Source organism: Kocuria sp. CNJ-770 (assembly GCF_001942375.1).
In the GTDB taxonomy this organism is placed as follows: Bacteria; Actinomycetota; Actinomycetes; order Actinomycetales; family Micrococcaceae; genus Kocuria; species Kocuria oceani.
The window spans coordinates 1-19,318 of sequence record NZ_MKJW01000066.1 but is presented as its reverse complement, the minus strand read 5'-3'; the positions used below and the strand labels follow the sequence as shown (position 1 = coordinate 19,318).

Genomic DNA, 19,318 nt, shown 5'->3' with positions numbered 1-19,318 from the left:
GGCCGGATTTGGCACGGATCGGCAACTCCGGTATCGTTTCTTCTCGGTCCGCAAGGGCCGGAAGGGCGTATAGCTCAGACGGTTAGAGCGCTTCGCTGATAACGAAGAGGTCCCAGGTTCAATTCCTGGTACGCCCACGGTTCCCTTTTTCGCATGTCAGGAGGCAGGCGTGAACAGGAAAGTGGCTGCGGTTCTCGCCCTGGTCGGAGCGTCCGTCGCGGTGCTCTCCAAGCTGCGGGAGACCGACGCCGACCGTACCGCGTGGGCGGACGCCACCGACGAGGTGGAGTAGTCCGGCACTGCGGGGGCGTGGCGCAATTGGTAGCGCATCTGCTTTGCAAGCAGAGGGTTAGGGGTTCGAGTCCCCTCGCCTCCACCACCTGAGATCCCGATCGAGCTCGCGCTCGGTCGGGATCTTCGTCGTCCGGTCCGGGTGCGTCCGCCGGCCACGCGCCGCACCGCTCGGCGCCGCGTCCCCTCCTGCTCCACGGCAGAGGCCCCCGCTCCCTGGACGGGAGCGGGGGCCTCTGCGGCGGGAGCGGGGGCTCAGGACTCGTGGTCGTCCTTCTTGCCCTGGATCTGCTCCTTGACCTCGTGGATCGTGGCCTTGGCGTCCTCGCCCACGGACTGGGCGTTGTCCTTGACCTCGGAAGCCGCCTCCGAGACACCGCCGGACTGGCCGGCCGGGGTGGTGGCGTCCTTGACGTCGTCGACCTGCACGCCGGTGCCGGCGGCCACGGTGGTCTGCTGGGCGACCGGGGAGGCCGTCACGCGCGGGGACGTGGCCGCGGGGGTCTTCCAGGGGTCCTCCACCGGGCGGGACGCCTTCCAGGCGGCCACACCGGCGACGCCACCGGCGACGAGCAGCCCCAGCACCAGCAGGCCCTTGTGCGAGCTCTCGGCCTTCTTCTGCTGCTTGGCGTAGTCCTTGGCGACCTTCGAGGCCGCCTTCTTCGCGTTGGCCACGGCCTTCTTGTCACCGGTCAGCTTGGCCACGATGGCCTCGAGCTGCTCCGGGGTGTCCGCGTCCGCGAACTTGCCCGCGAGCAGGGCGGCGGCACCGGCGTACTTCGCCTGCATCGCGGCGCGGCTCTCGGCGGCGCGGTCGGCGGCCTTCGCGGCGACGGGGGCTGCGGCCTTGGACGCCTTCGCGGCAACCGGTGCGGTCACGGCGGCCGCCTTCAGCTTCGCGGAGCCGGAGAGGTCGTGGGCCCGGCCGAGGCCCTCCTGGACCTTCGGTCCGGCGGTCGCCACACCGCCGGCGAGCGCGGCGGCACCCGCCTCGACGCCGTGCTGCAGCCGGGGTGCCAGCTCGCCGATCTCCTTGGACGCCCACTTGCCGGCGTCGAGCACCTTGCTCTCCGCGGCCTTCTGCGCCGCGGCGGCCTTCTTCTCGCTCTTGGACTTCGTGAAGCTCATGAATCCATCCCTCCTCGGGTCGTGACAATCCATGGTCAGCATACGTGCAGAGTCCACCCCGATGGAGGTCCTCCCGCGCGATGCCGGGGCTTTTCACTGTGCGCTGAACGCCACGGGACGTCACGGAGCGGCCTCCGCCCGCGTGCAAGAATGACCCCATGACTTCTGCCATCCCCACTGCCAAGGCGACGATCCACACGAACCACGGTGACATCGTCGTGAACCTGTTCGGCAACCACGCCCCGAAGACCGTCAAGAACTTCATCGGCCTCTCGGACGGCACCCAGGAGTGGAGCGACCCGCGCACCGGTGAGAAGCAGACCGGTCCGCTGTACCAGGACGTGGTCTTCCACCGCATCATCCGGGACTTCATGATCCAGGGCGGGGACCCCCTGGGCCAGGGCATCGGCGGGCCGGGCTACGAGTTCGACGACGAGATCCACCCCGAGCTCACCTTCAACGAGCCCTACGTGCTCGCCATGGCGAACGCCGGCAAGCGCAACGGCCGGGGCACCAACGGGTCCCAGTTCTTCATCACCACGGCCCCCACCACCTGGCTGCAGGGCAAGCACACCATCTTCGGCGAGGTCGCCGACGACGCGTCGCGGAAGGTCGTCGACGAGCTGAACGACGTCCGCACCGGCGGCATGGACCGCCCCGTCGAGGACTGCGTGATCACCTCGATCGACGTCGAGCAGCTCTAGGCCCCAGCAGGACCCCGCCCCGGCGCCGCCGGGGTCACGGCGCAGGCCCGTCCGGAGCGATCCGGGCGGGCCTGCGTCGTCCCTGTCCACCGATCCCGGCCCGCGGGCCGGTCCACGAGGAGTTCCAGTGAGCGGCGAGCGACCGCAGTACGGCACGTCCACCGGGGGAGAGGTCCCCGTGTGCCCGCGCCACCCGGACCGCCCCAGCTACGTCACCTGCCAGCGGTGCGGCCGCCCGGTGTGCCCGGAGTGCCAGCGCACGGCAGCGGTGGGCGTGCACTGCGTCGACTGCGTGCAGCAGGCCTCGCGCCGCCGCCCCGCCGTGCGCACCGGTCTGGGCGGCCGGGCGCCGCAGGGCTCGCCGATGCTCGTCACGTGGTGGCTCATCGGCGCCAACGCCGTGGTCTACGCCCTGCAGTGGCTGGTCCAGGCCGTGGGCGTGAGCCTGCTCCAGATGTTCGCCTACGCCCCCGTGATGACCACCTCCGAGCCGTGGCGGATGCTCACCAGCGGGTTCCTGCACTCGATGTCCAGCCCGTTCCACCTGCTCCTGAACATGTACATGCTGTACCTGTTCGGGCGGATGCTGGAGCCCGCGCTGGGCCGCACCCGGTTCCTGCTGCTGTTCCTGCTCTCCGTCCTCGGGGGATCGGTGGGCGTCCTGCTGCTCTCGCACCCGCTGAGCCTGGTGGTCGGCGCCTCGGGCGGCGTCTTCGGGCTCTTCGGCGCCCTCTTCGTCCTGCAGCGGCACCTGGGGCAGTCGATCACGCCCATCGCCGTGCTCATCGGGATCAACATCGTCTTCGGCTTCCTCTTCCCCGGCATCGCCTGGCAGGCGCACCTCGGGGGACTGCTCACCGGTGCCCTCGTGGCCTTCGGCTACACCGCGGCCGCACGACGGCGCGCCGGCCGCCGGCGCTGAGCGGCCGGCGCTGAGCGGCCGGGTCGGCCCCACGAGGTTCTCCACAGGCTCTGTCCCCAGCTGTCGACAAGTTACAGCCGTGGAATTCCACACCTGTGACCCGCGCTGTGGACGGCGCCACGGCGGCGTCCACACCTGTTAACAACGCTGTGGAGAGGCGACTGTGCACACGGTTCTCCACACCTGTGGACAACGTTGTGCACCGGTTGGGGAGAAGCGGGAACCGGTGCGGGCGCGTCGTCCTCAACCGATCCTCAGCACGGTGCGGGACACTGGAGGCTGACCGCGCGGCCCCGTGACGGCCGGCGAGGGAGGAGGGCGCGTGCGCGTGCTGCTGGTGGAGGACGAGGTGGACCTCGCGGAGTCGGTGCGCCGCGGCCTGACGAACGAGGGCTTCGTGGTCGACGTGGCCCACGACGGCGTCACCGGGGCGTGGCTGGCCCGGGAGAACCCCTACGACGTCGTGGTCCTGGACCTCATGCTGCCCGGCAGGAACGGCTACGCCGTCCTCGAGGAGATGCGTGCCGCCGAGAACTGGGTGCCCGTCCTGATGCTCACCGCGAAGGACGGCGAGTACGACCAGACCGACGCGTTCGACCTCGGCGCCGACGACTACCTGACCAAGCCCTTCAGCTTCCTCGTTCTCGTCGCCCGGCTGCGGGCGCTCATCCGCCGGGGCGCCCCCGAACGGCCGGTGGTGCTCGCCGCCGGCTCCCTGGAGCTGGACCCGGTCCGCCGGACCGTGACCCGCCGCGGGCAGCGCCTGGAGCTCACCGCCAAGGAGTACGTCATCCTGCAGTACCTCCTGCAGAACAAGGAGAAGGTGGTCTCCAAGCTCCAGATCATGGACAACGCCTGGGACGCCGGCTTCGAGGGCTCGGAGAACATCGTGGAGGTCTACGTGGGCTACCTGCGCAAGAAGATCGACGCCCCCTTCGGCCTGTCCACCCTGCAGACGGTCCGCGGCATGGGCTACCGCCTGGTGCCCGACGAGCCGGGGGCAGCGAGCCCGTGACCGCCCGCCGGGGATCGCCGTTCGAGCGGTGGGGCGTGCGCCGGCGCAGCACGGCCGCCGCGGGCCTGCTGATCCTGCTCGTGGTCGCCGTGGCCGGGGGCGTGCTGCTCGAGCTCGTGCACCGCACCGCTGTGGGGGCCGCCCACGACCAGGCCGTGGCCCGGCAGGCGGAGATCCTGCAGGACCTCGGCGTTCCCTGGCAGCCGCGCACGGCCGGCGGCACCGCCCGGGAGACGGCCGTCTACACGACCTCCGGGCTGGGGGAGCTGATGCAGCGGCTCGGGCGGCCGGGCGTGCTCGTGCAGCTGCAGGACGCCGACGGGCGGTTGGTCGCCGCCGCGCCCGCCTCCACGCTCGAGGCCGGCCTGTCCCCGCCCACGCTCGAGCCGGGGCAGTCCTTCGACTCCGCGGCGGACGCCGCCGGACCGGGCGCGCGCGCCGCCGACTTCGTGTATGTCTCGCACGGCATGTACATCAACGACGTCCCCTTCACGCTCACCGTGGCCGTGCCCATGGCGCTGCAGCAGACCACGCTCCGGACCGTGGGCCTGTTCCTGCTCGTCGGCGGTCCGCTGCTGGCCCTGCTCGGCTCCGCCCTCATGTGGTTCCTGGTCGGCCGGTCCCTCGCCCCCGTCCGGCGGATCACCGGGCAGGTCCGCCGGATCGGCACCGCCAACCTCGGGGCGCGGGTGGATGTGCCGCCCACCGGGGACGAGGTCGCCGCGCTCGCCGGGACGATGAACGGGATGCTCGACCGGCTGGAGGCCTCCGACCGCGCCCAGCGCCGGTTCGTGGCGGACGCCTCCCACGAGCTGCGCAGCCCCCTCGCGACCCTGACGACCACCATCGAGGTGGCCGCCTCGGATCCGTCCGCCACGATGTGGCCGGAGGTCGCTCCCGTGCTCCGGTCCCAGTCCCGCCGGATGGGCCGGCTCGTGGAGGACCTCCTGACCCTCGCGAAGATCGACGACGCCGGGCTGCGGCTGCGCGTCGCGGACACCGACCTGGACGAGGTGGTGCGGGAGGAGGTCGCGCGGATGCGGCCCGCGTCGCGGCACGAGGTCCGCGTGCACCTGGATCCGGTGCGGATCCGGGGGGACGGGAGCCGGCTGCAGCAGGTGCTCCGCAACCTGCTCTCCAACGCGGAGCGGCACGCGGAGTCGTGGATCGCCGTGTCCCTGCGGACGGAGGGACAGGACGCGGTCGTGACCGTGGACAACGACGGCACCGGCATCGCCCCGGCGGACCGGGAGCGGGTCTTCGAGCGGTTCGTGCGCCTGGACGACTCCCGTACCCGGGACACCGGCGGCTCCGGTCTGGGACTGGCGATCAGCCGGGAGATCGCGGCCGCCCACGGGGGCACGGTCACCGCGGGCGAGGACGGGCGGGGCAACTGCCGCTTCGAGCTCCGGCTCCCGCTCGGGCCCGGCGGCGCCGGGGTCTGAGCCGCGCTCAGTACCCCGCGGAGGCCTCGCGCCAGATCCGCCCCGCCAGGTCCGGGACGTCCTGCTCCGGGGTGCCCCGGGCGCGCAGCGCCTGGCCGATCTGCCGCTCGGCGGTCGAGGCGAGGTGCTCGCGCATGGCCTCTCCCGCGGCGTCCCCGTCCTGGCCGAGCACCGCCTGCACCAGGGCGTCGTGCTCCCCGGCGAGCTCCCCGACGGGGCGGAGCGTCGTGGCGGTCACGACGCCCAGGAAGGACGTGGTGGCGCGCAGCCGCTCCACGAGCCGGGCCGCCTGCTCGTTCCCGGCGAGCTCGAGCAGGACCAGGTGCAGCCCCTCGTCGGCCCCGGCGGTCGCCTCGAGGTCCTGCGCCCGGGCCGCGGCGTGCATCGCCTCCCACTGCGCCCGGACGCGCTCGAGGTCCGGCGGCTGCGCGAGGCCCGCCGCCCGACGGGCGGCGGGGACCTCCATGGCGGTGCGCACGGCGAGGATCTGCGCGACGTCGGTGGGGCTGACCTCGACGATCTCGAAGCCGCGGTTGCGGTGGAACCGGATCAGCCCGGCCTCGCCCAGCCGGAGGAGGCCCTCCCGCACGGGGCTGCGGGAGACGTTCATGACGGAGGCCAGCTGCTGCACGGAGTACAGCCGCCCGGGCTCCATCTGACCGGCCATGACGGCCCGCCGCACCGCCGCCATCACCTGCACGGCGAGCGAGCTCTGGGTCGTGGCGGTCACGGCGGGCAGGGTGGGAGTGTCGGTGGGGTGTCGGCCGTCCGCCGCCGCGCCGGAGGGAGGACGGATGCGCTCGGTCACGGCGTCACGGTGAGCTTGATGTCGCCGGGGCGGTGCTCCTCGGCCCGCTGCATGGCCTCGGGCAGCCGCTCGAGGGGGAGCTCGGGGCCCAGGCAGTGCTCCACGTCGATCTCGCCCTCGGAGATCCGGCGCAGCGCCTCGCGGAAGGACGTGAGCCCCGGTTCGGCCTGCGCCGCCACGGAGCACTGCAGCCGCAGGTTCTTGCGGAACGCAGTCCACAGCGGGATGTCCGTGGGGCCGTGCCGCTCCGGCAGGCCGAAGAAGCCCACGACCCCCCGGTCGGCCGCGAGGTCGACGGCCTGGTCGCGCAGCACGTCGTGCCCCACGGCCTCGATCACGAGATCGGCGCCGCGGCCGCCGCTCACCTCGGCCACGACCTCGCCCAGGTCCTGCTCGGGCACGTGCACGGGGGTGGCGCCGAGTCCCCGGGCGACCTCGAGCCGGCCGGGGTCGAGGTCGGAGGCGACGACGTGCTCGAAGCCCAGCCGCCGGGCCTCCTCCACGAAGAACAGCCCTGCGGAGCCGGCACCCATCACCACGCACGTGTGCGCGCGCCGGGCGGGCGTCTCCACGGGCCAGAACTGGCGCATGGCGTAGAGACACGTGCCGTACTGCTGGGCCATCATGAGCCGGCGCAGCTGCCGGGAGTCGGTGGGGTCGGTGCCCGCGGGCAGCTCGACGACGTGCCGGTCGTCCACCAGCTGCAGCTCCGCGAAGCACCCGCCCATCTCACCCTGGGGCACGGTGAGCACGAGCGAGCCCTCCCGGACGTGCGGCGACCGGGACTGCACCACCACCCCGACGCCTTCGTGGCCGGGATAGCCGGGACGGCGGGGACCCTCGGCGTGCAGCAGGCCGTGGAAGACCACGTGCAGGTCCGAGCCGCAGATCGAGGCGTGCAGCATCCGCACCACCAGCTGACCCGGCTCCGTGGCCTGCGGATCCGGCCAGTCCGTGACGGTGATCGTTCCCGTGGCGGGAACGTGGGACCCTCGCATGTGCGCCTCCTGACGTCCGGCACGACGGGCGCCGGGTGAGTGACATGCTACCGACCCTTTGTCTCGGTGATCCCCCATGACAGGAGATGAATGGCGGGCGCGGCGCACCTGCCGGGTGCGGGTGCCCGTCAGGCGCCCAGCGCGAGCTCCAGGCCCAGGACGAGCATGAGCACCGCGAGCGAGCCGTCGAGGACCCGCCAGGAGACGGGCGACGCGAAGAACCGCTGCAGACGGGTGGCTCCCCATCCCAGACCGCCGAACCACAGCACGCTGGCGGTCATCGCCCCGGCGGCGAACCACCAGCGCAGCTGCTCGCCCTGCGCATTGGCCAGCGAGCCCATGACCAGGACGGTGTCCACGTAGACGTGGGGATTGAGCCAGGTCAGGGCCAGCGCGGTGAGCGCCACCCGGCCGCGGCCGGGCGGCGCCGCCCCTGCCGCCACCAGGCCGCCCGCGGGGCGCAGTGCCCGCCGGGCGGCCAGCAGCCCGTAGCCGAGCAGGAACACCGCACCGGCCCAGCGCAGGGCGCTCATCAGCCAGGGCGCCACCTGCTCCAGGAGGGAGGTGCCGGCCACGGAGGCGGCGATCAGGATCAGGTCGGAGACCGCGCACAGCGCCACCACGGTGCCGACGAACTGCCGGCGCAGGCCCTGGCGGAGGACGAAGGCGTTCTGCGCCCCGATGGCCACGATGAGGGCCAGGCCCGAGCCGAGGCCCAGCAGGGCCGGGCCGAGCACCGCGGCGGGGCTCACGCGCCGGCGCCCACGGCCTCGGCGGGGACGGCGAAGACCGGGCGCGGGGACTGCAGCCGTGCGGGGGCCGGCAGCTCCCGGCGCAGGACCCGCTCCCCGGGCTCGAGCTCGAGGGAGAACCCCGCGACGGCGTGGTGCACGTTCTCGCGCAGCACGGTCCGCTCCACGAGCTGCTCGGGGCCGGGCGGCCCGTGCAGCAGGAGCACGGGCTCACCCTCCTGCAGCTCCTGCTCGACGCGCGCCACCGCCGCCATCCAGTGGTTCTCCCGCACCCCCTCCGGGACGCGGAACGGGACGAGGACGGCGCCGCCGGCGGCCTCGTGCGTCCCCGGCGCCAGGACCCAGGCGCGCCGGCCGTGCGGCGGCTCGGCGGGGGGAGTGCGGGCCTGCGCGGGCTCCGGCCACACGTAGTCCAGGCCGGCGGTGTCGTCCGGGAACACGTCCCGGTAGAGCTCCTCGTCCTTGCTCAGCAGCTTGGACCGGTGGGAGCGGTGGAACGCGGCGTCGCCCAGCCACGGGGGCGGGTGCGCCACTCCGTCGTCGGGATACCGGTCCCAGGCCTCCGGGGCGAACTCCCGGATCTGCCACGCGGTGCTGTCGGCCCCGCCGCGGGCGGTCCACTCGTCGACCATCGCCCGCCCGTAGGCCACCAGTGCGGGGACGTGCCCGGTCCACATCGCCGTGGCGGGGTGCCGGTACCAGCCGTAGCCGGGAACCGTGGCCGCGCGCAGCACCTGGAGGGCCTCCACCCGCTGCTTGCCGAGCCGCTTGCGGTCCAGGGCACGGGCGGAGCGGGCGAAGTCCGGGTAGGGGAGGAAGGTCTGCACCGCCCCAGTCTGCTACGGACCGGACCGTGGCCACCACCGTGGCCGCCGCGTGGCGCCCCGCGGGCCACTCCGTAGACTGGCACCATGCCCCTCCCCCGCGCGCTGGAGCCCTTCCGGCTCGGCGAGTACCGTGTGCTCGCCTTCGCGATGTTCGTCAGCGTCTTCGGCGCGGGGATGTGGGCGGTGGCCCTGGTGAACCAGGTCCTGGAACTGGACGGGACGGCCGTGGACCTCTCGGCCGTGACGGCCGTGGGTGCGCTGGGCATGCTCGTGGTCGTGCTCGTGGGCGGCATCGCGGCGGACCGCTTCCCGCTGGCGGCCCTGCTGCGCCTGGTCGAGACCGCGAACGCGCTCACGGCAGCAACGGTCGCGGTGCTCGCCCTGACCGGTGGGCTGCGGCTGTGGCACCTCGGCGCCGCGGCGTTCGTGTTCGGCGCCGGCGTCGGCTTCTTCTACCCGGCCTACTCGGCCGCCCTGCCCCGGGTGCTGCCCGCCCGGCAGCTGCTCGCCGCCAACGGGGTGGAGGGCACGGCACGCCCGCTGCTGCAGCAGGCGGCCGGCCCCGCGGTGGCCGGCGTGCTCATCGGGCTCCTGGCTCCCGGCGGGGCGGTCGCCCTGATCGCCGCGTGCCACCTCGCGGCACTCGTGCTGCTGCTGCGCCTGCACGTGCCCGAGCGGGAGGCGCTGCCCGTGACGGGCCCGGCGGCCCGGGCGCCGCTCGCGGACCCGGCCGTGGCCTCGGCGGCGGAGCCGGTCGTGGCATCGGGTGCGGAGTCGGCGGCGGAGCCGGTCGTCGGCTCGGCGCGGGACGCGCAGGCTCCCGCAGGGGCGGCGGGGCCGTCCGGGGGCGTGTTCGCGTCCGTGCGGCGCGACCTCATGGAGGGCGTGCGCTATACCGTGCACACGCCGTGGCTGCTGTGGACCCTGCTGTGGGCGGTGTGCGCGGTCTTCCTGCTGCTGGGGCCCCTGGAGGTGCTCGTCCCCTTCCTCGTGCGGGACCGGCTGGGCGGGGACGCCGCCACCTTCGGTTACCTGCTGGCGTGCTACGGCGGGGCCAGCGCGCTGGCCTCGCTGGTGGTGGCCTCGTTGCCCCTGCCCCGGCGCTACCTCAGCTGGATGATCGGGCTCTGGGGGCTCGGGACGCTGCCGTTCGGCCTGGTGGCTACCACGGAGTCGTTCTGGGTCATGGCGCTGTGCCTCGCGTGCGTCGGCGCCGGGGACGGCGCGGGCATGGTGCTGTGGGGGACGCTCCTGCAGCGCCGGGTTCCGCGGCACATGCTCGGGCGGGTCTCGAGCCTCGACTTCTTCGTCTCCATCGCCCTCATGCCGGTGTCGATGGCGATCGCGGGGCCCGTCGCGCAGGTCGTGCCGCTGCCGGTGATCTTCTGGACCGTGGCCGTGCTGACCCCCGTGCTGGGGTTCGTGGCACTGTGGGCCGGCCGGATGCGCCAGGACGAGCTGGCGCATCCCCTGGCGGGCTGAGACGCCCGGGCCGCTGTGGCCGCCGTCGTCGGACCGACCCTCCGCCGCCGGACCGGCTCCGCCCGGGGCGCGGGCGCACCCGCCGGCGCCCCGGGACGACCCGGGCGGGACGACCCCGCCGGGGCCGGGTCAGTAGGCCTTCACGCGCTGCTCGACGAGCAGGTGGATCAGGGCGAAGGTGCCGTCCTCGTCGATCGCCGTCAGGGCGGACTCGAGCGCGCCGGGGATCTCGGCCTCGTGCTCGACGCGCACCCCGTAGCCGCCGAAGGCCTGGGCCATGAGCGCGAAGTCCGGGTTCTTGAGCTGGGTGCCCGAGACCCGGTCCGGGTAGTCGCGCTCCTGGTGGGTGCGGATCGTGCCGTACTCCTGGTTGTCCATCACGATCACCAGCGGGGTGGCCCCGTACTGGGCGGCGGTGGCCAGTTCCTGGCCGTTCATCAGGAACTCCCCGTCCCCGGCGATGGTCACCACCCGCCGGCCGGGGTAGCGCAGCGAGGCGGCCACCGCCGAGGGCACCGAGTAGCCCATCGAGCCGTTGCGCGCGGAGATCATCGAGGCGTACCCGCGGGTGGGGAAGTACCGGTGGGCGAAGTTGGTGTGCTCCCCGGCCCCGAAGGTCACCATCGCATCGGCCGGCAGACCGGCCACCAGGTGGGCCATCAGCGTGTCCATCCGCGCCGGTGCCTGGCCCGGGGTCCGGTCGGTGACCATCGGGGCGGGGGCGGAGAACTCCACCTGCTTGGCCCGCAGCCGGGCCGTCCACTCCTTCCAGACCGGTTTGGCCGGCAGGTCGATGCGCACCAGGTCGCGCACGAACACGTCCGGCTTCGCCACGATCTGGTAGGACACCGGCCCGGAGCGCCCGCGCAGGGACGGGTCGATGGTGACCAGGAAGTTCTTCTTCGCCCAGTCCTGGCGGACCAGGAACCCGTTGGTGATCACATCGCCCGGGACGGTGCCGACGAAGACCAGCAGGTCGGTCTCCTCCAGCATCTCGAAGGTGGCCTGCGGACGGCCGTAGCCGATCGGGCCCACGTAGGAGGGGGAGTCGAAGCCCACGGTGCCCTCGGTGCGCCACTCGGCCGCGGCCGGCAGGTGGTGCTCCTCCAGCCAGGTGGTCAGGCCCGCCGCGCCGGTGTGGGTCCAGTCGTTGCCGCCGGTGACGAACAGCGGCTTCTCGGCCGCCGAGAGCGCATCACGCAGCGCCTTCCAGTCGTTGACCGTCATCCCGCCGTGGGCCACCGGGATCGGCGGGTGCAGGGTGGGGTCGATCTGCGTGCGGATGATGTCCTCGGGCAGGCCCACCACCACCGGCCCGGGACGGCCCGAGGCGGCGGCGAACATCGCCTCGGCCACGATCTCGGAGGCCCGCTCGGCGTGGTCCAGGACCATCACCCGCTTGGCCCCGGAGTCGAACCAGGCGTGCGGGTCGAACTCCTGGAAGGCCTCCTTGTCCCGGTGCTCGAAGGGGATCAGCCCCACGAACAGCACCATCGGGGTGGAGTCCTGCCAGGAGGTGTGCAGTCCCACGTGGGCGTTGGCCGCCCCGGGCCCGCGGGTCACCATCGCCACCCCCGGCACCGGGTTCATCTTCCCGTCGGCCTCGGCCATGTACGCCGCCCCGCCCTCGTGGCGGCACACCACCGTGGCGATCGGGGAGTCGTGCAGCCCGTCGAGCACGTCGAGATAGGACTCCCCCGGGACCACGTAGGTGCGTTCCACCCCGTGCGCCACGAGCGTGTCCACGATCACGTGGCCCGCCGACTTCCGGGCAGTGGTCTCAGCAGGGGATGCGGGATCCGCAGTGGTCTGGGTCAACGTGGTTCCTTTTCGCCGTTGAAAATGGAGCGGTGCGACTGGGCGGAGCGGGGCCCATTCCGGGGGCCCGGGCCGCACACAGCTGTCCCGAAAATACCCGAAGTCGGCGGCGATTCGTGTCCTGACGGTCACCGAGGGGTAACGAAGAGCGCACGGCCCTGGTCCGGCGCCGTGCGGCGGAACGCCTCGAGAGGGGCCACGGTCGCCGGGAACGACGGCGGTCCGCCTCCCCGGAAGGGGAGGCGGACCGCCGTCGTCCGCGGAGCTGCGGGGCCGGCTCAGTCCTGCATGTCCTCCAGCTCGATGCCGGTGGTCTCCCGGACCATCTTGAGCGTGAAGAGCAGGGAGACCAGCGCGAAGAACGTGTAGAGCCCGTAGGCGACGCCCAGCGAGAAGGCGGCCAGCGCCGGGAAGGTCACGGTGACCAGCCAGTTGGCGATCCACTGCACGAAGCCGGCCACCGCCAGCGCGGCGCCGCGGATGCGGTTCGGGAACATCTCGCCGAGCAGCACCCACATCATGGGACCCCAGGAGACGCCGAAGAAGATCACAAACAGGTTGGCGGCCACGAGCGCCACCGGGCCCGCGGTGGGGCCGAGCACGGGCGAGCCGTCCACGACGTCGGCGGTGGCGAAGAGCACGGAGAGGGTGCCGAGGGACAGGGCCATTCCGGTCGAGCCGATGAGCAGCAGCCGGCGGCGGCCCACCCGCTCCACGAGGGCGATCGCCACGATGGTGACGGCCACGTTGGTGACCGACGTGATCACCGTGATGGTGAAGGAGTCCGCCTCGGTGAAGCCCACGGACTGCCACAGCACGTTGGAGTAGTAGAAGATCACGTTGATGCCCACGAACTGCTGCAGCGCGGCCAGGCCGATGCCGACCCACACGATGGGCTTCAGACCGGCCATGCGGCCCTTGAGGTCGGACAGCCGCGGCTTGTGCTCGCTGCGGAGGGACTCCTTGATCAGGCGGACGCGCTCGGTCGCCGACGCGGATCCCTGCAGATTGGCCAGCACGGCCTGGGCCTCGTCGGAACGGCCGTCCTCCACCAGGTAGCGGGGGGACTCGGGGATCGTGAACGCGCCGATCAGGTAGGCGAGCGCCGGGACGGCCTCGGCCATGAACATCCAGCGCCAGGCCTCGAGCCCCCACCACAGTTCCTGGGTGGAGCCGCCGGCCAGGGCGGCGAGCCAGGCGTCCACGGCGAGGGAGACGAAGATGCCGAGCACGATGCCCATCTGCTGCAGCGAGCCCAGGCGTCCGCGCACGGCGGCCGGGGCGATCTCGGCGATGTAGGCCGGGGCGATGATGGAGGCCACGCCTACGCCGACACCACCGACGATGCGCCAGAAGATCAGCCAGCCGAAGCTGTCGACCACGCCACAGCCGATCGCGCTGACGAGGAAGAGCACCGCGGCGATCTTCATGACCGGAACACGGCCCAGCTGGTCGGCGATCCGTCCGCCGAAGAAGGCGCCGGCGGCCGCGCCGAGCAGCGCCGAGGCCACGGCGAACCCGAGCGGGCCGGGGCTGACCCCGAACTCCTCCTGGATGGCGGAGACCGCGCCGTTGATGACGGCGGAGTCGTAGCCGAAGAGGAAGCCGCCGAAGGCGGCGATGATGCTGATCCTGAGGACGGCCGAGGTGTTGGGATGCTCCGCCACCGTCGGGGTCGTTGCGTCTTGACTCATCGAACAGCTCCCTTGCTGGTGTGAGATCGGCGGGGTCCGGCGTGCCGGCCGGCCTCCGCGCCCCGGGACGGACGCACCGGCCGACGTCGAGGGGATCTTGTGGTCCGGTCCACAGTAGAACTCGGCGCACTGGATGTCCATTAGTTGAACACGATGGACGCGCCGCCCTCCTCAGCGGGTCGGCCCGGCCCCGGCCGGCAGCTCCGCGTGCTGCAGGGCCAGGATGACGGCGCCCGCCACATGGGCCTGGATGCCGAGCCGGGCGGCCTCGATCCGCAGGTCCTGCACGCTGCCGCGGACCCCGTAGCGGGAGACGATCTCGCGCAGCGGGTCGAGCAGCAGGTCCCCGGCGCGGGAGATCTCCCCGCCGATGACCACCAGCTCCGGGTTGATGATGTTGCACAGGTTGGCCACGCTGGTGCCCAGCATCCGTCCCGTGTCGCCGATGACCCGGGCGCAGCCGACGTCCCCGGCGGCCGCGGCGGCCACGAGGTCGGGGATCGTGAGGTCCGGGCCGTGCGTGTCGGTCAGCAGCCGCGTGGTCTCCTCCGAGGAGACGTAGGTCTCGAGACAGCCACGGTTGCCGCACCGGCACACCCGGCCCCGCTCGTCGACGGTCGAGTGGCCGATCTCGCCCGCCGACCCCGTGGCGCCGCGGAAGAGGGTGCCGTTGAGGATGAGGCCGGAACCCACCCCGTGGCCGATCTTGATGTAGGCCATGTTGCGCGCCCCGCGCCCCGCGCCCCACGCGTGCTCGCCCAGCGCACCCGCGTTCGCGTCGTTCTCGACCACCACGGGCAGGCCCAGCCGCCGGCCGGCCTCCTCGCGCACGTCGATCCCGCTCCAGGCGGGCAGGATCGCGCTCGCGCTGATCAGTCGGCCGTCCAGGTCGACGGGGGCCGGCAGGGTGAGGCCCGCGGCGAGCAGCTCCGGGCGGGCGGTGCCGAGGCCGTCCAGCAGGTCGTCGAGGGCCCGCCCCGCGAGCTCCAGGTCGTCGGCGAAGCGGTGCCCTGCGGGCAGGTCGTGGCGCCGCTGGGCGAGGATCCGCTGGTTGAGGTCGGCGACCGCGACGGTGAGGTGCCGGTTCCCCACGTCGATGCCCACCACGTGGCCGGCCGAGCCGCTGAAGCTGATCAGCTGACCGCGGCGGCCCGCGTTGTCGGCCTCCATGACCAGCAGTCCGGCGCCGATCAGCTCGTGCACGATGTTGGAGACCGTCGACGGCGCCAGGGCGGTGCGCCGGGAGATCTGAGCCTGCGTCAGGTGGCCGTTGCGGCGCACGGTGTCGAGCACGCGGCGCTGGTTGGCGTTGCGCAGGGACGTCTGCGAGCCGGGCTTGGCGCGGGGCTCAGCGGACTCGGACATCGTCGTCCTCTTTCGCCGGTGAACATGTGACGATGAGTGATTCTACTCACCATTCATAGGTTGAAGACAGGGGTCGGCCTTCGCCCGCGGACCGCACCGGTGGCACTCCGCGGGCCGGTCGCCGGCGGCGGCGCGCCGGGATCCGCTGCTCAGCGGTCGGCGGAATTCGCGATCAGGGCCCTCGTGAGGGCGACCTGCTCGCGGGACGCCGCCACGAAGTGCTCGTCGCGGGTGACCACCGTGGGCACGGTGGCGTTGCCGTCGTTGAGGGACTCGACGAACGCCTGGGCGTCGCGGTCCTCCCAGATGTTCGTCCACGTGGCGCGGTCGGCGTCCTCCGCGAGACCGCGCTCCAGCATGCTGCAGAACGGGCAGCCGGGCCGCCAGTAGATCGCGACCCCTCCCTCCGCCACGTGCTGCACGGCCTCGGCGTGGGAGACGGCCTGTCGGGCGCGGCGGGACGGGTCCTTCTTGAACACGGGTGCTCCATCGTCGGTCGGGTGGTGCGGGGCCTGGTTGACCGATCAGTCTAGTGCGGCTCCCGGAGCACGTCATTGTCCCCTGAGTGGGGGACGCCCGGGCCGGCACTGATGGCCCGCCCTGCACCGGGGGGCAGTCGACGACACAACCCACGGGCATTGTTCGGCGTGGGGATCTACCGTCCGTTCCACGTGAAACGAGTGAGCCGCCGCTCCATCACCTCGAGAAGGTTGCGCCGCCCCTGGACGAGCGACGTCCTGACACCTGGCGTCGTGCCGGCGTGCCGGCACCGCTTGTCCCCCGAACAGCTTCATGATTTGTCATTCTCTGGGTCCGGACGGCGAAATCTTTGCGAAGCCCCTGGTCACAGGCCCGCTCGGCCATCGAGCCCACGTGGTGTATGTCATGGTGGGCACCATGGCATTCCCGGCACAGCACTCTTCCCCCCGGCCGGCCCGCTCCACCTGGTCCCTGCCCCAGCTGCACCAGTGGGTGGTCGTCCCCTTCATCGTCGTGCTCGCCACGGCGACGGTGGGACGGCTCCTGGTGTACTCGCCGGGGATCGCGGCTCGGGAGACCGAGGTCCTCCAGCGGCTCGACGTCGCACGCTCCGGCGTGCTCGACCTGGGGGCACTCGCCCTGCACCACGCCTTCTCCACCCCCGGGGCGTTCGCCGTCATCGTCGCCCTCACCGCCTGGCTCGCCCGCAGCCGGCGGCGCCCCTGGGACGCCGCCGGGTTCGCCGTCACCGCGCTCTGCGGCTGGGGCGCGGTCGCCGTGGCCAAGGTGGCGGTCGGGCGGTCCCGCCCGGACGCGGCGACGCTCACCGAGCCGCTCGTCCTGGTGGACGGCATCACGTCCTTCCCCTCGGGGCACACCGGCGCCGCCCTGGCGATCGCGGCGGCCTTCTGCCTCGCGGTGCGCCGGTCCGGGCGGGCACCGGCGGTCCTGGCCACGGGCGTGGGGGTCGCCGCCCTGGTCGGCGTCTCCCGGCTCTACCTGGGCGTGCACTACCCGCTCGACGTCCTCGCCTCGTTCCCCGTGGCGTGGGCCGGGCTCGCCGTGGGCTGCGGGCTGGCCAACCTGCTCGTCCCCGCGCTGGCCTTCGGGTTCGGCTGGCAGCAGGAGGGCGCCGAGTGGGACGCCGTCGAGCAGGCGCCGGAGGAGGAGCCGGCGCCCGAGGAGGAGGCGCGTCCGGTGACGAACCGGATCCCCGTCGTCGCCCGCCGCTCCGGCCACCACGCCGCCTGAGCGGACGACGCGGGGCGCCGCCGGTTCAGGCTCGATCCGCCGGTGGGCGGGCCACCAGATGGCCCGCCCGATGTCGTAGGTCAGGGCGGGCACCAGCAGCGAGCGGACGACCAGCGCGTCCAGCAGCACCCCGAACGCCACGATGAACGCCAGCTGCACCAGGAACATGATCGGGATGACGGCCAGGGCCGCGAACGTCGCCGCCAGCACGATCCCGGCGGAGGTGATCACCCCGCCCGTGAGGGTCAGTCCCCGCAGGATGCCGGCCCGCGTGCCGTGGGCCAGGGACTCCTCCCGCACCCGGGACATCAGGAAGATGTTGTAGTCGATGCCCAGGGCCACGAGGAACACGAAGCCGAACAGCGGCACCGAGGGGTCGGCGCCGGGCAACCCCAGGACGTGCTCGAACACCAGCGCGGAGACGCCCAGGGCGGAGAAGAACGAGATCACGGTCGTGAGGATCAGCAGTACGGGCGCAAGGACCGAGCGCAGCAGGAGCATGAGGATCAGGGTGATCACCACGAGGATCACCGGGATGATCAGCGTGCGGTCGGCGATCGAGGTCTCGTTGGTGTCGAGGTTCGTCGCGGTGGTCCCGCCCACCAGGATCTCCTCGTCCACCGCGGAGAGGTTCTCCCGCAGCTCGCGGACGGTCTGCTCGGCGGCAGGGGAGTCTGCGGCGTCGGACAGGGTCGCCTGCAGCTGGTACAGGCCCTCCGCCTCGGTCGGCTGCACGCCGGCGAACGGGCCGGCCGGCGGGGGCGCGTCCTCCCCCAGGGGGAGGATCCCGGAGGGCGAGTCGTTGGCGACGGCGGCCACGTCGGCGACGCCCTCGGTGTCCTCGACCGCCGCGACCGCGGCGTCCAGGGACCCGGTGGGCACCAGCACGACCGCCGGGCTGCCGGAGCCGCCGGGGAAGTGCTCCGCGAGGGCCTCCTGGCCGTCCCGGGCCTGGGACTCCCCGAGCACGAGCTCGCTCTGCTCCACGCCCGTGGCCTGGAACTGGGTGCTGAACCCGGCCAGCACCAGCAGCACCGCCGTGGTCACGACCCAGATCGCCCGCGGGGCGCGGGCCACGAAACGGGCCACGGACGCCCAGGCGCCCCGGCCCTCCACGGTGGGGCGGTGGCCGGTCCCGTGGCCGACCACGCGCACGCGCTCGGTCCCGGAGGCGTCGAAGCGGGGCCGGAACGGCCAGAAGGCGCCGCGGCCGGTGGCGTAGAGCACCGCGGGCAGGAAGCTCAGGGCCGCCAGGATCGACATCACGATGCCGACCGAGGCCACCGGGCCGAGTGCCTGGTTGGAGGCGAGGTCGGACAGCAGCAGGCACAGCAGACCGGCGATGACCGTGGCGCCGGAGGCGACGATCGGCTCCACGGACCCCTTGAGCGCCGCCCGCGTCGCCTCGGCCCGGCCGCGGTGGTGCAGCAGGGCGTCGCGGTAGCGGGCCGTGTACAGCAGGGAGTAGTCGGTGGCCGCACCCACCACGAGGATGAACAGGATGCCCTGGACCTGGCCGCTGATGGTCACGAGGTCGTTGGCGGCCAGCCAGTAGACGACCAGGATCGCGGCGCTCAGGGCGAAGACCGACGTCAGGAGGACGAGGACGGGCAGGACCGGGGAGCGGTAGACCACCAGCAGGATCACGAAGACCACGGCCAGCGCCACGCCCAGCAGCAGCCCGTCGATGCCCTCGAAGCCGGCCACGAGGTCCGCGGTGAACCCGGCGGGACCGGTGACGTAGGCCTGCAGCCCCTCCGGGCGGTCCTGCGCGAACCGGTCCGAGAGCGCCTCCACGTCCTCAACCACCTCACCGTCCGGCAGCGGCACCACGACCTGGAGGGCCTCGCCGTCCTCGGACGGAATGGGCGGGGAGAGGCGTCCTTCGACCGGTCCGCCGTCCTGCACGGAGGCGACGGTCTCCTCCGCCCACGCGCGGTCCGCCGGCTCCAGGCCGCCCTCCCGCACGAGGAGAACGATCGCGGGGATCGCGTCCGAGTCCCGGAACTCGCCCTGCAGGTCCGTGACGCGGGTGGACTCGGTGGACTCGGGCAGGAAGCTGGACTGGTCGTTCGTGGAGACCTCGGAGATCTTGCCGAAGTACGGCCCGCCGACGCCGGCCACGGCCAGCCACCCCACGATGAGCAGCGCCGGCAGGAGCACGCGCAGCAGGGTGGCCCAGCGGGAACGACGCGGCGGCCGGGTGTCGCCGGACCAGGGGGCGGGGCGGGGCCTGGTGGGGGCGGAGGAGGGCATGGCGGGCCTTTCGAAAGCGGCGGAGCGGTCCGACGCGGGACGGGCCGGTCCGGCGGCCGGCGGCACCGGACCGGTCCGAACC

General features: G+C 73.0%; 16 protein-coding genes, 2 tRNA genes and 1 pseudogene. 9 read left to right on the top strand and 10 right to left on the bottom strand.

What is annotated here, in order from left to right; genetic code table 11:
• Positions 1-63 precede the first annotated feature (63 nt).
• The 3 genes from BJF77_RS02985 to BJF77_RS02980 all read left to right on the top strand — a co-directional run bounded on the left by BJF77_RS02985 (position 64) and on the right by BJF77_RS02980 (position 379).
• Positions 64-137 (top strand) — tRNA-Ile (locus tag BJF77_RS02985).
• 32 nt (positions 138-169) lie between these two features.
• Positions 170-292, top strand: coding sequence for a hypothetical protein (locus BJF77_RS21335; protein WP_255396112.1), 123 nt, complete (start codon positions 170-172; stop codon positions 290-292).
• A gap of 11 nt (positions 293-303) precedes the next feature.
• Positions 304-379 (top strand) — tRNA-Ala (locus BJF77_RS02980).
• A gap of 167 nt (positions 380-546) precedes the next feature.
• Here BJF77_RS02980 and BJF77_RS02975 read toward each other — a convergent pair.
• On the bottom strand, positions 547-1,419 hold the full coding sequence (locus tag BJF77_RS02975) for a hypothetical protein (protein ID WP_047805085.1): 873 nt from the start codon (positions 1,417-1,419) through the stop codon (positions 547-549).
• 158 nt (positions 1,420-1,577) lie between these two features.
• Between BJF77_RS02975 and BJF77_RS02970 the strand changes: the two genes are divergently transcribed.
• From BJF77_RS02970 to BJF77_RS02955, 4 genes are all read left to right on the top strand, one after another.
• Positions 1,578-2,123, top strand: coding sequence for a peptidylprolyl isomerase (locus tag BJF77_RS02970; RefSeq protein WP_047805084.1), 546 nt, complete (start codon positions 1,578-1,580; stop codon positions 2,121-2,123).
• A gap of 127 nt (positions 2,124-2,250) precedes the next feature.
• Positions 2,251-3,045: a rhomboid family intramembrane serine protease gene (locus BJF77_RS02965; protein ID WP_075871235.1), complete on the top strand. Its 795-nt coding sequence runs from the start codon at positions 2,251-2,253 to the stop codon at positions 3,043-3,045.
• Positions 3,046-3,367: 322 nt separating this feature from the next.
• Positions 3,368-4,060 carry a response regulator transcription factor gene (locus BJF77_RS02960; protein WP_075871234.1) on the top strand — a complete coding sequence of 231 codons (693 nt, stop codon included), beginning with the start codon at positions 3,368-3,370 and terminating at the stop codon, positions 4,058-4,060.
• A complete protein-coding gene (locus BJF77_RS02955; RefSeq protein ID WP_075871233.1) occupies positions 4,057-5,505 on the top strand; it encodes a HAMP domain-containing sensor histidine kinase in 1,449 nt (482 codons plus the stop codon). The genes BJF77_RS02960 and BJF77_RS02955 overlap by 4 nt, the downstream gene beginning before the upstream one ends.
• A gap of 7 nt (positions 5,506-5,512) precedes the next feature.
• On the opposite strand, the gene BJF77_RS02950 is transcribed toward BJF77_RS02955, so the two are convergent.
• The 4 genes from BJF77_RS02950 to BJF77_RS02935 all read right to left on the bottom strand — a co-directional run bounded on the left by BJF77_RS02950 (position 5,513) and on the right by BJF77_RS02935 (position 8,890).
• Entirely contained in the window at positions 5,513-6,235 is a 723-nt protein-coding gene (locus tag BJF77_RS02950) for a GntR family transcriptional regulator (RefSeq protein ID WP_139318412.1), read from the bottom strand.
• Positions 6,236-6,309: 74 nt separating this feature from the next.
• Positions 6,310-7,311, bottom strand: coding sequence for a zinc-binding dehydrogenase (locus BJF77_RS02945; protein ID WP_047805080.1), 1,002 nt, complete (start codon positions 7,309-7,311; stop codon positions 6,310-6,312).
• A gap of 128 nt (positions 7,312-7,439) precedes the next feature.
• Entirely contained in the window at positions 7,440-8,063 is a 624-nt protein-coding gene (locus tag BJF77_RS02940; RefSeq protein WP_075871232.1) for a LysE/ArgO family amino acid transporter, read from the bottom strand.
• Positions 8,060-8,890 carry an MSMEG_6728 family protein gene (locus BJF77_RS02935; RefSeq protein WP_047805078.1) on the bottom strand — a complete coding sequence of 277 codons (831 nt, stop codon included), beginning with the start codon at positions 8,888-8,890 and terminating at the stop codon, positions 8,060-8,062. The genes BJF77_RS02940 and BJF77_RS02935 overlap by 4 nt, the downstream gene beginning before the upstream one ends.
• Before the next feature lie 84 nt (positions 8,891-8,974).
• Between BJF77_RS02935 and BJF77_RS02930 the strand changes: the two genes are divergently transcribed.
• The gene (locus tag BJF77_RS02930) at positions 8,975-10,372 is read left to right on the top strand and encodes an MFS transporter (protein ID WP_075871231.1); all 1,398 of its coding nucleotides are present in this window, start codon (positions 8,975-8,977) and stop codon (positions 10,370-10,372) included.
• Between the two features lie 129 nt (positions 10,373-10,501).
• On the opposite strand, the gene BJF77_RS02925 is transcribed toward BJF77_RS02930, so the two are convergent.
• The 4 genes from BJF77_RS02925 to BJF77_RS02910 all read right to left on the bottom strand — a co-directional run bounded on the left by BJF77_RS02925 (position 10,502) and on the right by BJF77_RS02910 (position 15,728).
• Positions 10,502-12,190 (bottom strand): thiamine pyrophosphate-dependent enzyme, encoded by a 1,689-nt coding sequence (locus BJF77_RS02925; RefSeq protein ID WP_075871230.1) that lies wholly within the window; start codon positions 12,188-12,190, stop codon positions 10,502-10,504.
• Between the two features lie 278 nt (positions 12,191-12,468).
• The gene (locus tag BJF77_RS02920; RefSeq protein WP_075871229.1) at positions 12,469-13,884 is read right to left on the bottom strand and encodes a sugar porter family MFS transporter; all 1,416 of its coding nucleotides are present in this window, start codon (positions 13,882-13,884) and stop codon (positions 12,469-12,471) included.
• 171 nt (positions 13,885-14,055) lie between these two features.
• Positions 14,056-15,249 carry an ROK family transcriptional regulator gene (locus BJF77_RS02915; RefSeq protein WP_075871228.1) on the bottom strand — a complete coding sequence of 398 codons (1,194 nt, stop codon included), beginning with the start codon at positions 15,247-15,249 and terminating at the stop codon, positions 14,056-14,058.
• 149 nt (positions 15,250-15,398) lie between these two features.
• Positions 15,399-15,728, bottom strand: coding sequence for a glutaredoxin domain-containing protein (locus BJF77_RS02910; RefSeq protein ID WP_047805073.1), 330 nt, complete (start codon positions 15,726-15,728; stop codon positions 15,399-15,401).
• 313 nt (positions 15,729-16,041) lie between these two features.
• Between BJF77_RS02910 and BJF77_RS02905 the strand changes: the two genes are divergently transcribed.
• Positions 16,042-16,980 carry a phosphatase PAP2 family protein gene (locus tag BJF77_RS02905; protein WP_369821350.1) on the top strand — a complete coding sequence of 313 codons (939 nt, stop codon included), beginning with the start codon at positions 16,042-16,044 and terminating at the stop codon, positions 16,978-16,980.
• A gap of 27 nt (positions 16,981-17,007) precedes the next feature.
• Here BJF77_RS02905 and BJF77_RS02900 read toward each other — a convergent pair.
• A pseudogene (locus BJF77_RS02900) lies at positions 17,008-19,236 on the bottom strand (MMPL family transporter); the annotation flags it as partial.
• Between the last annotated feature and the right edge of the window lie 82 nt (positions 19,237-19,318).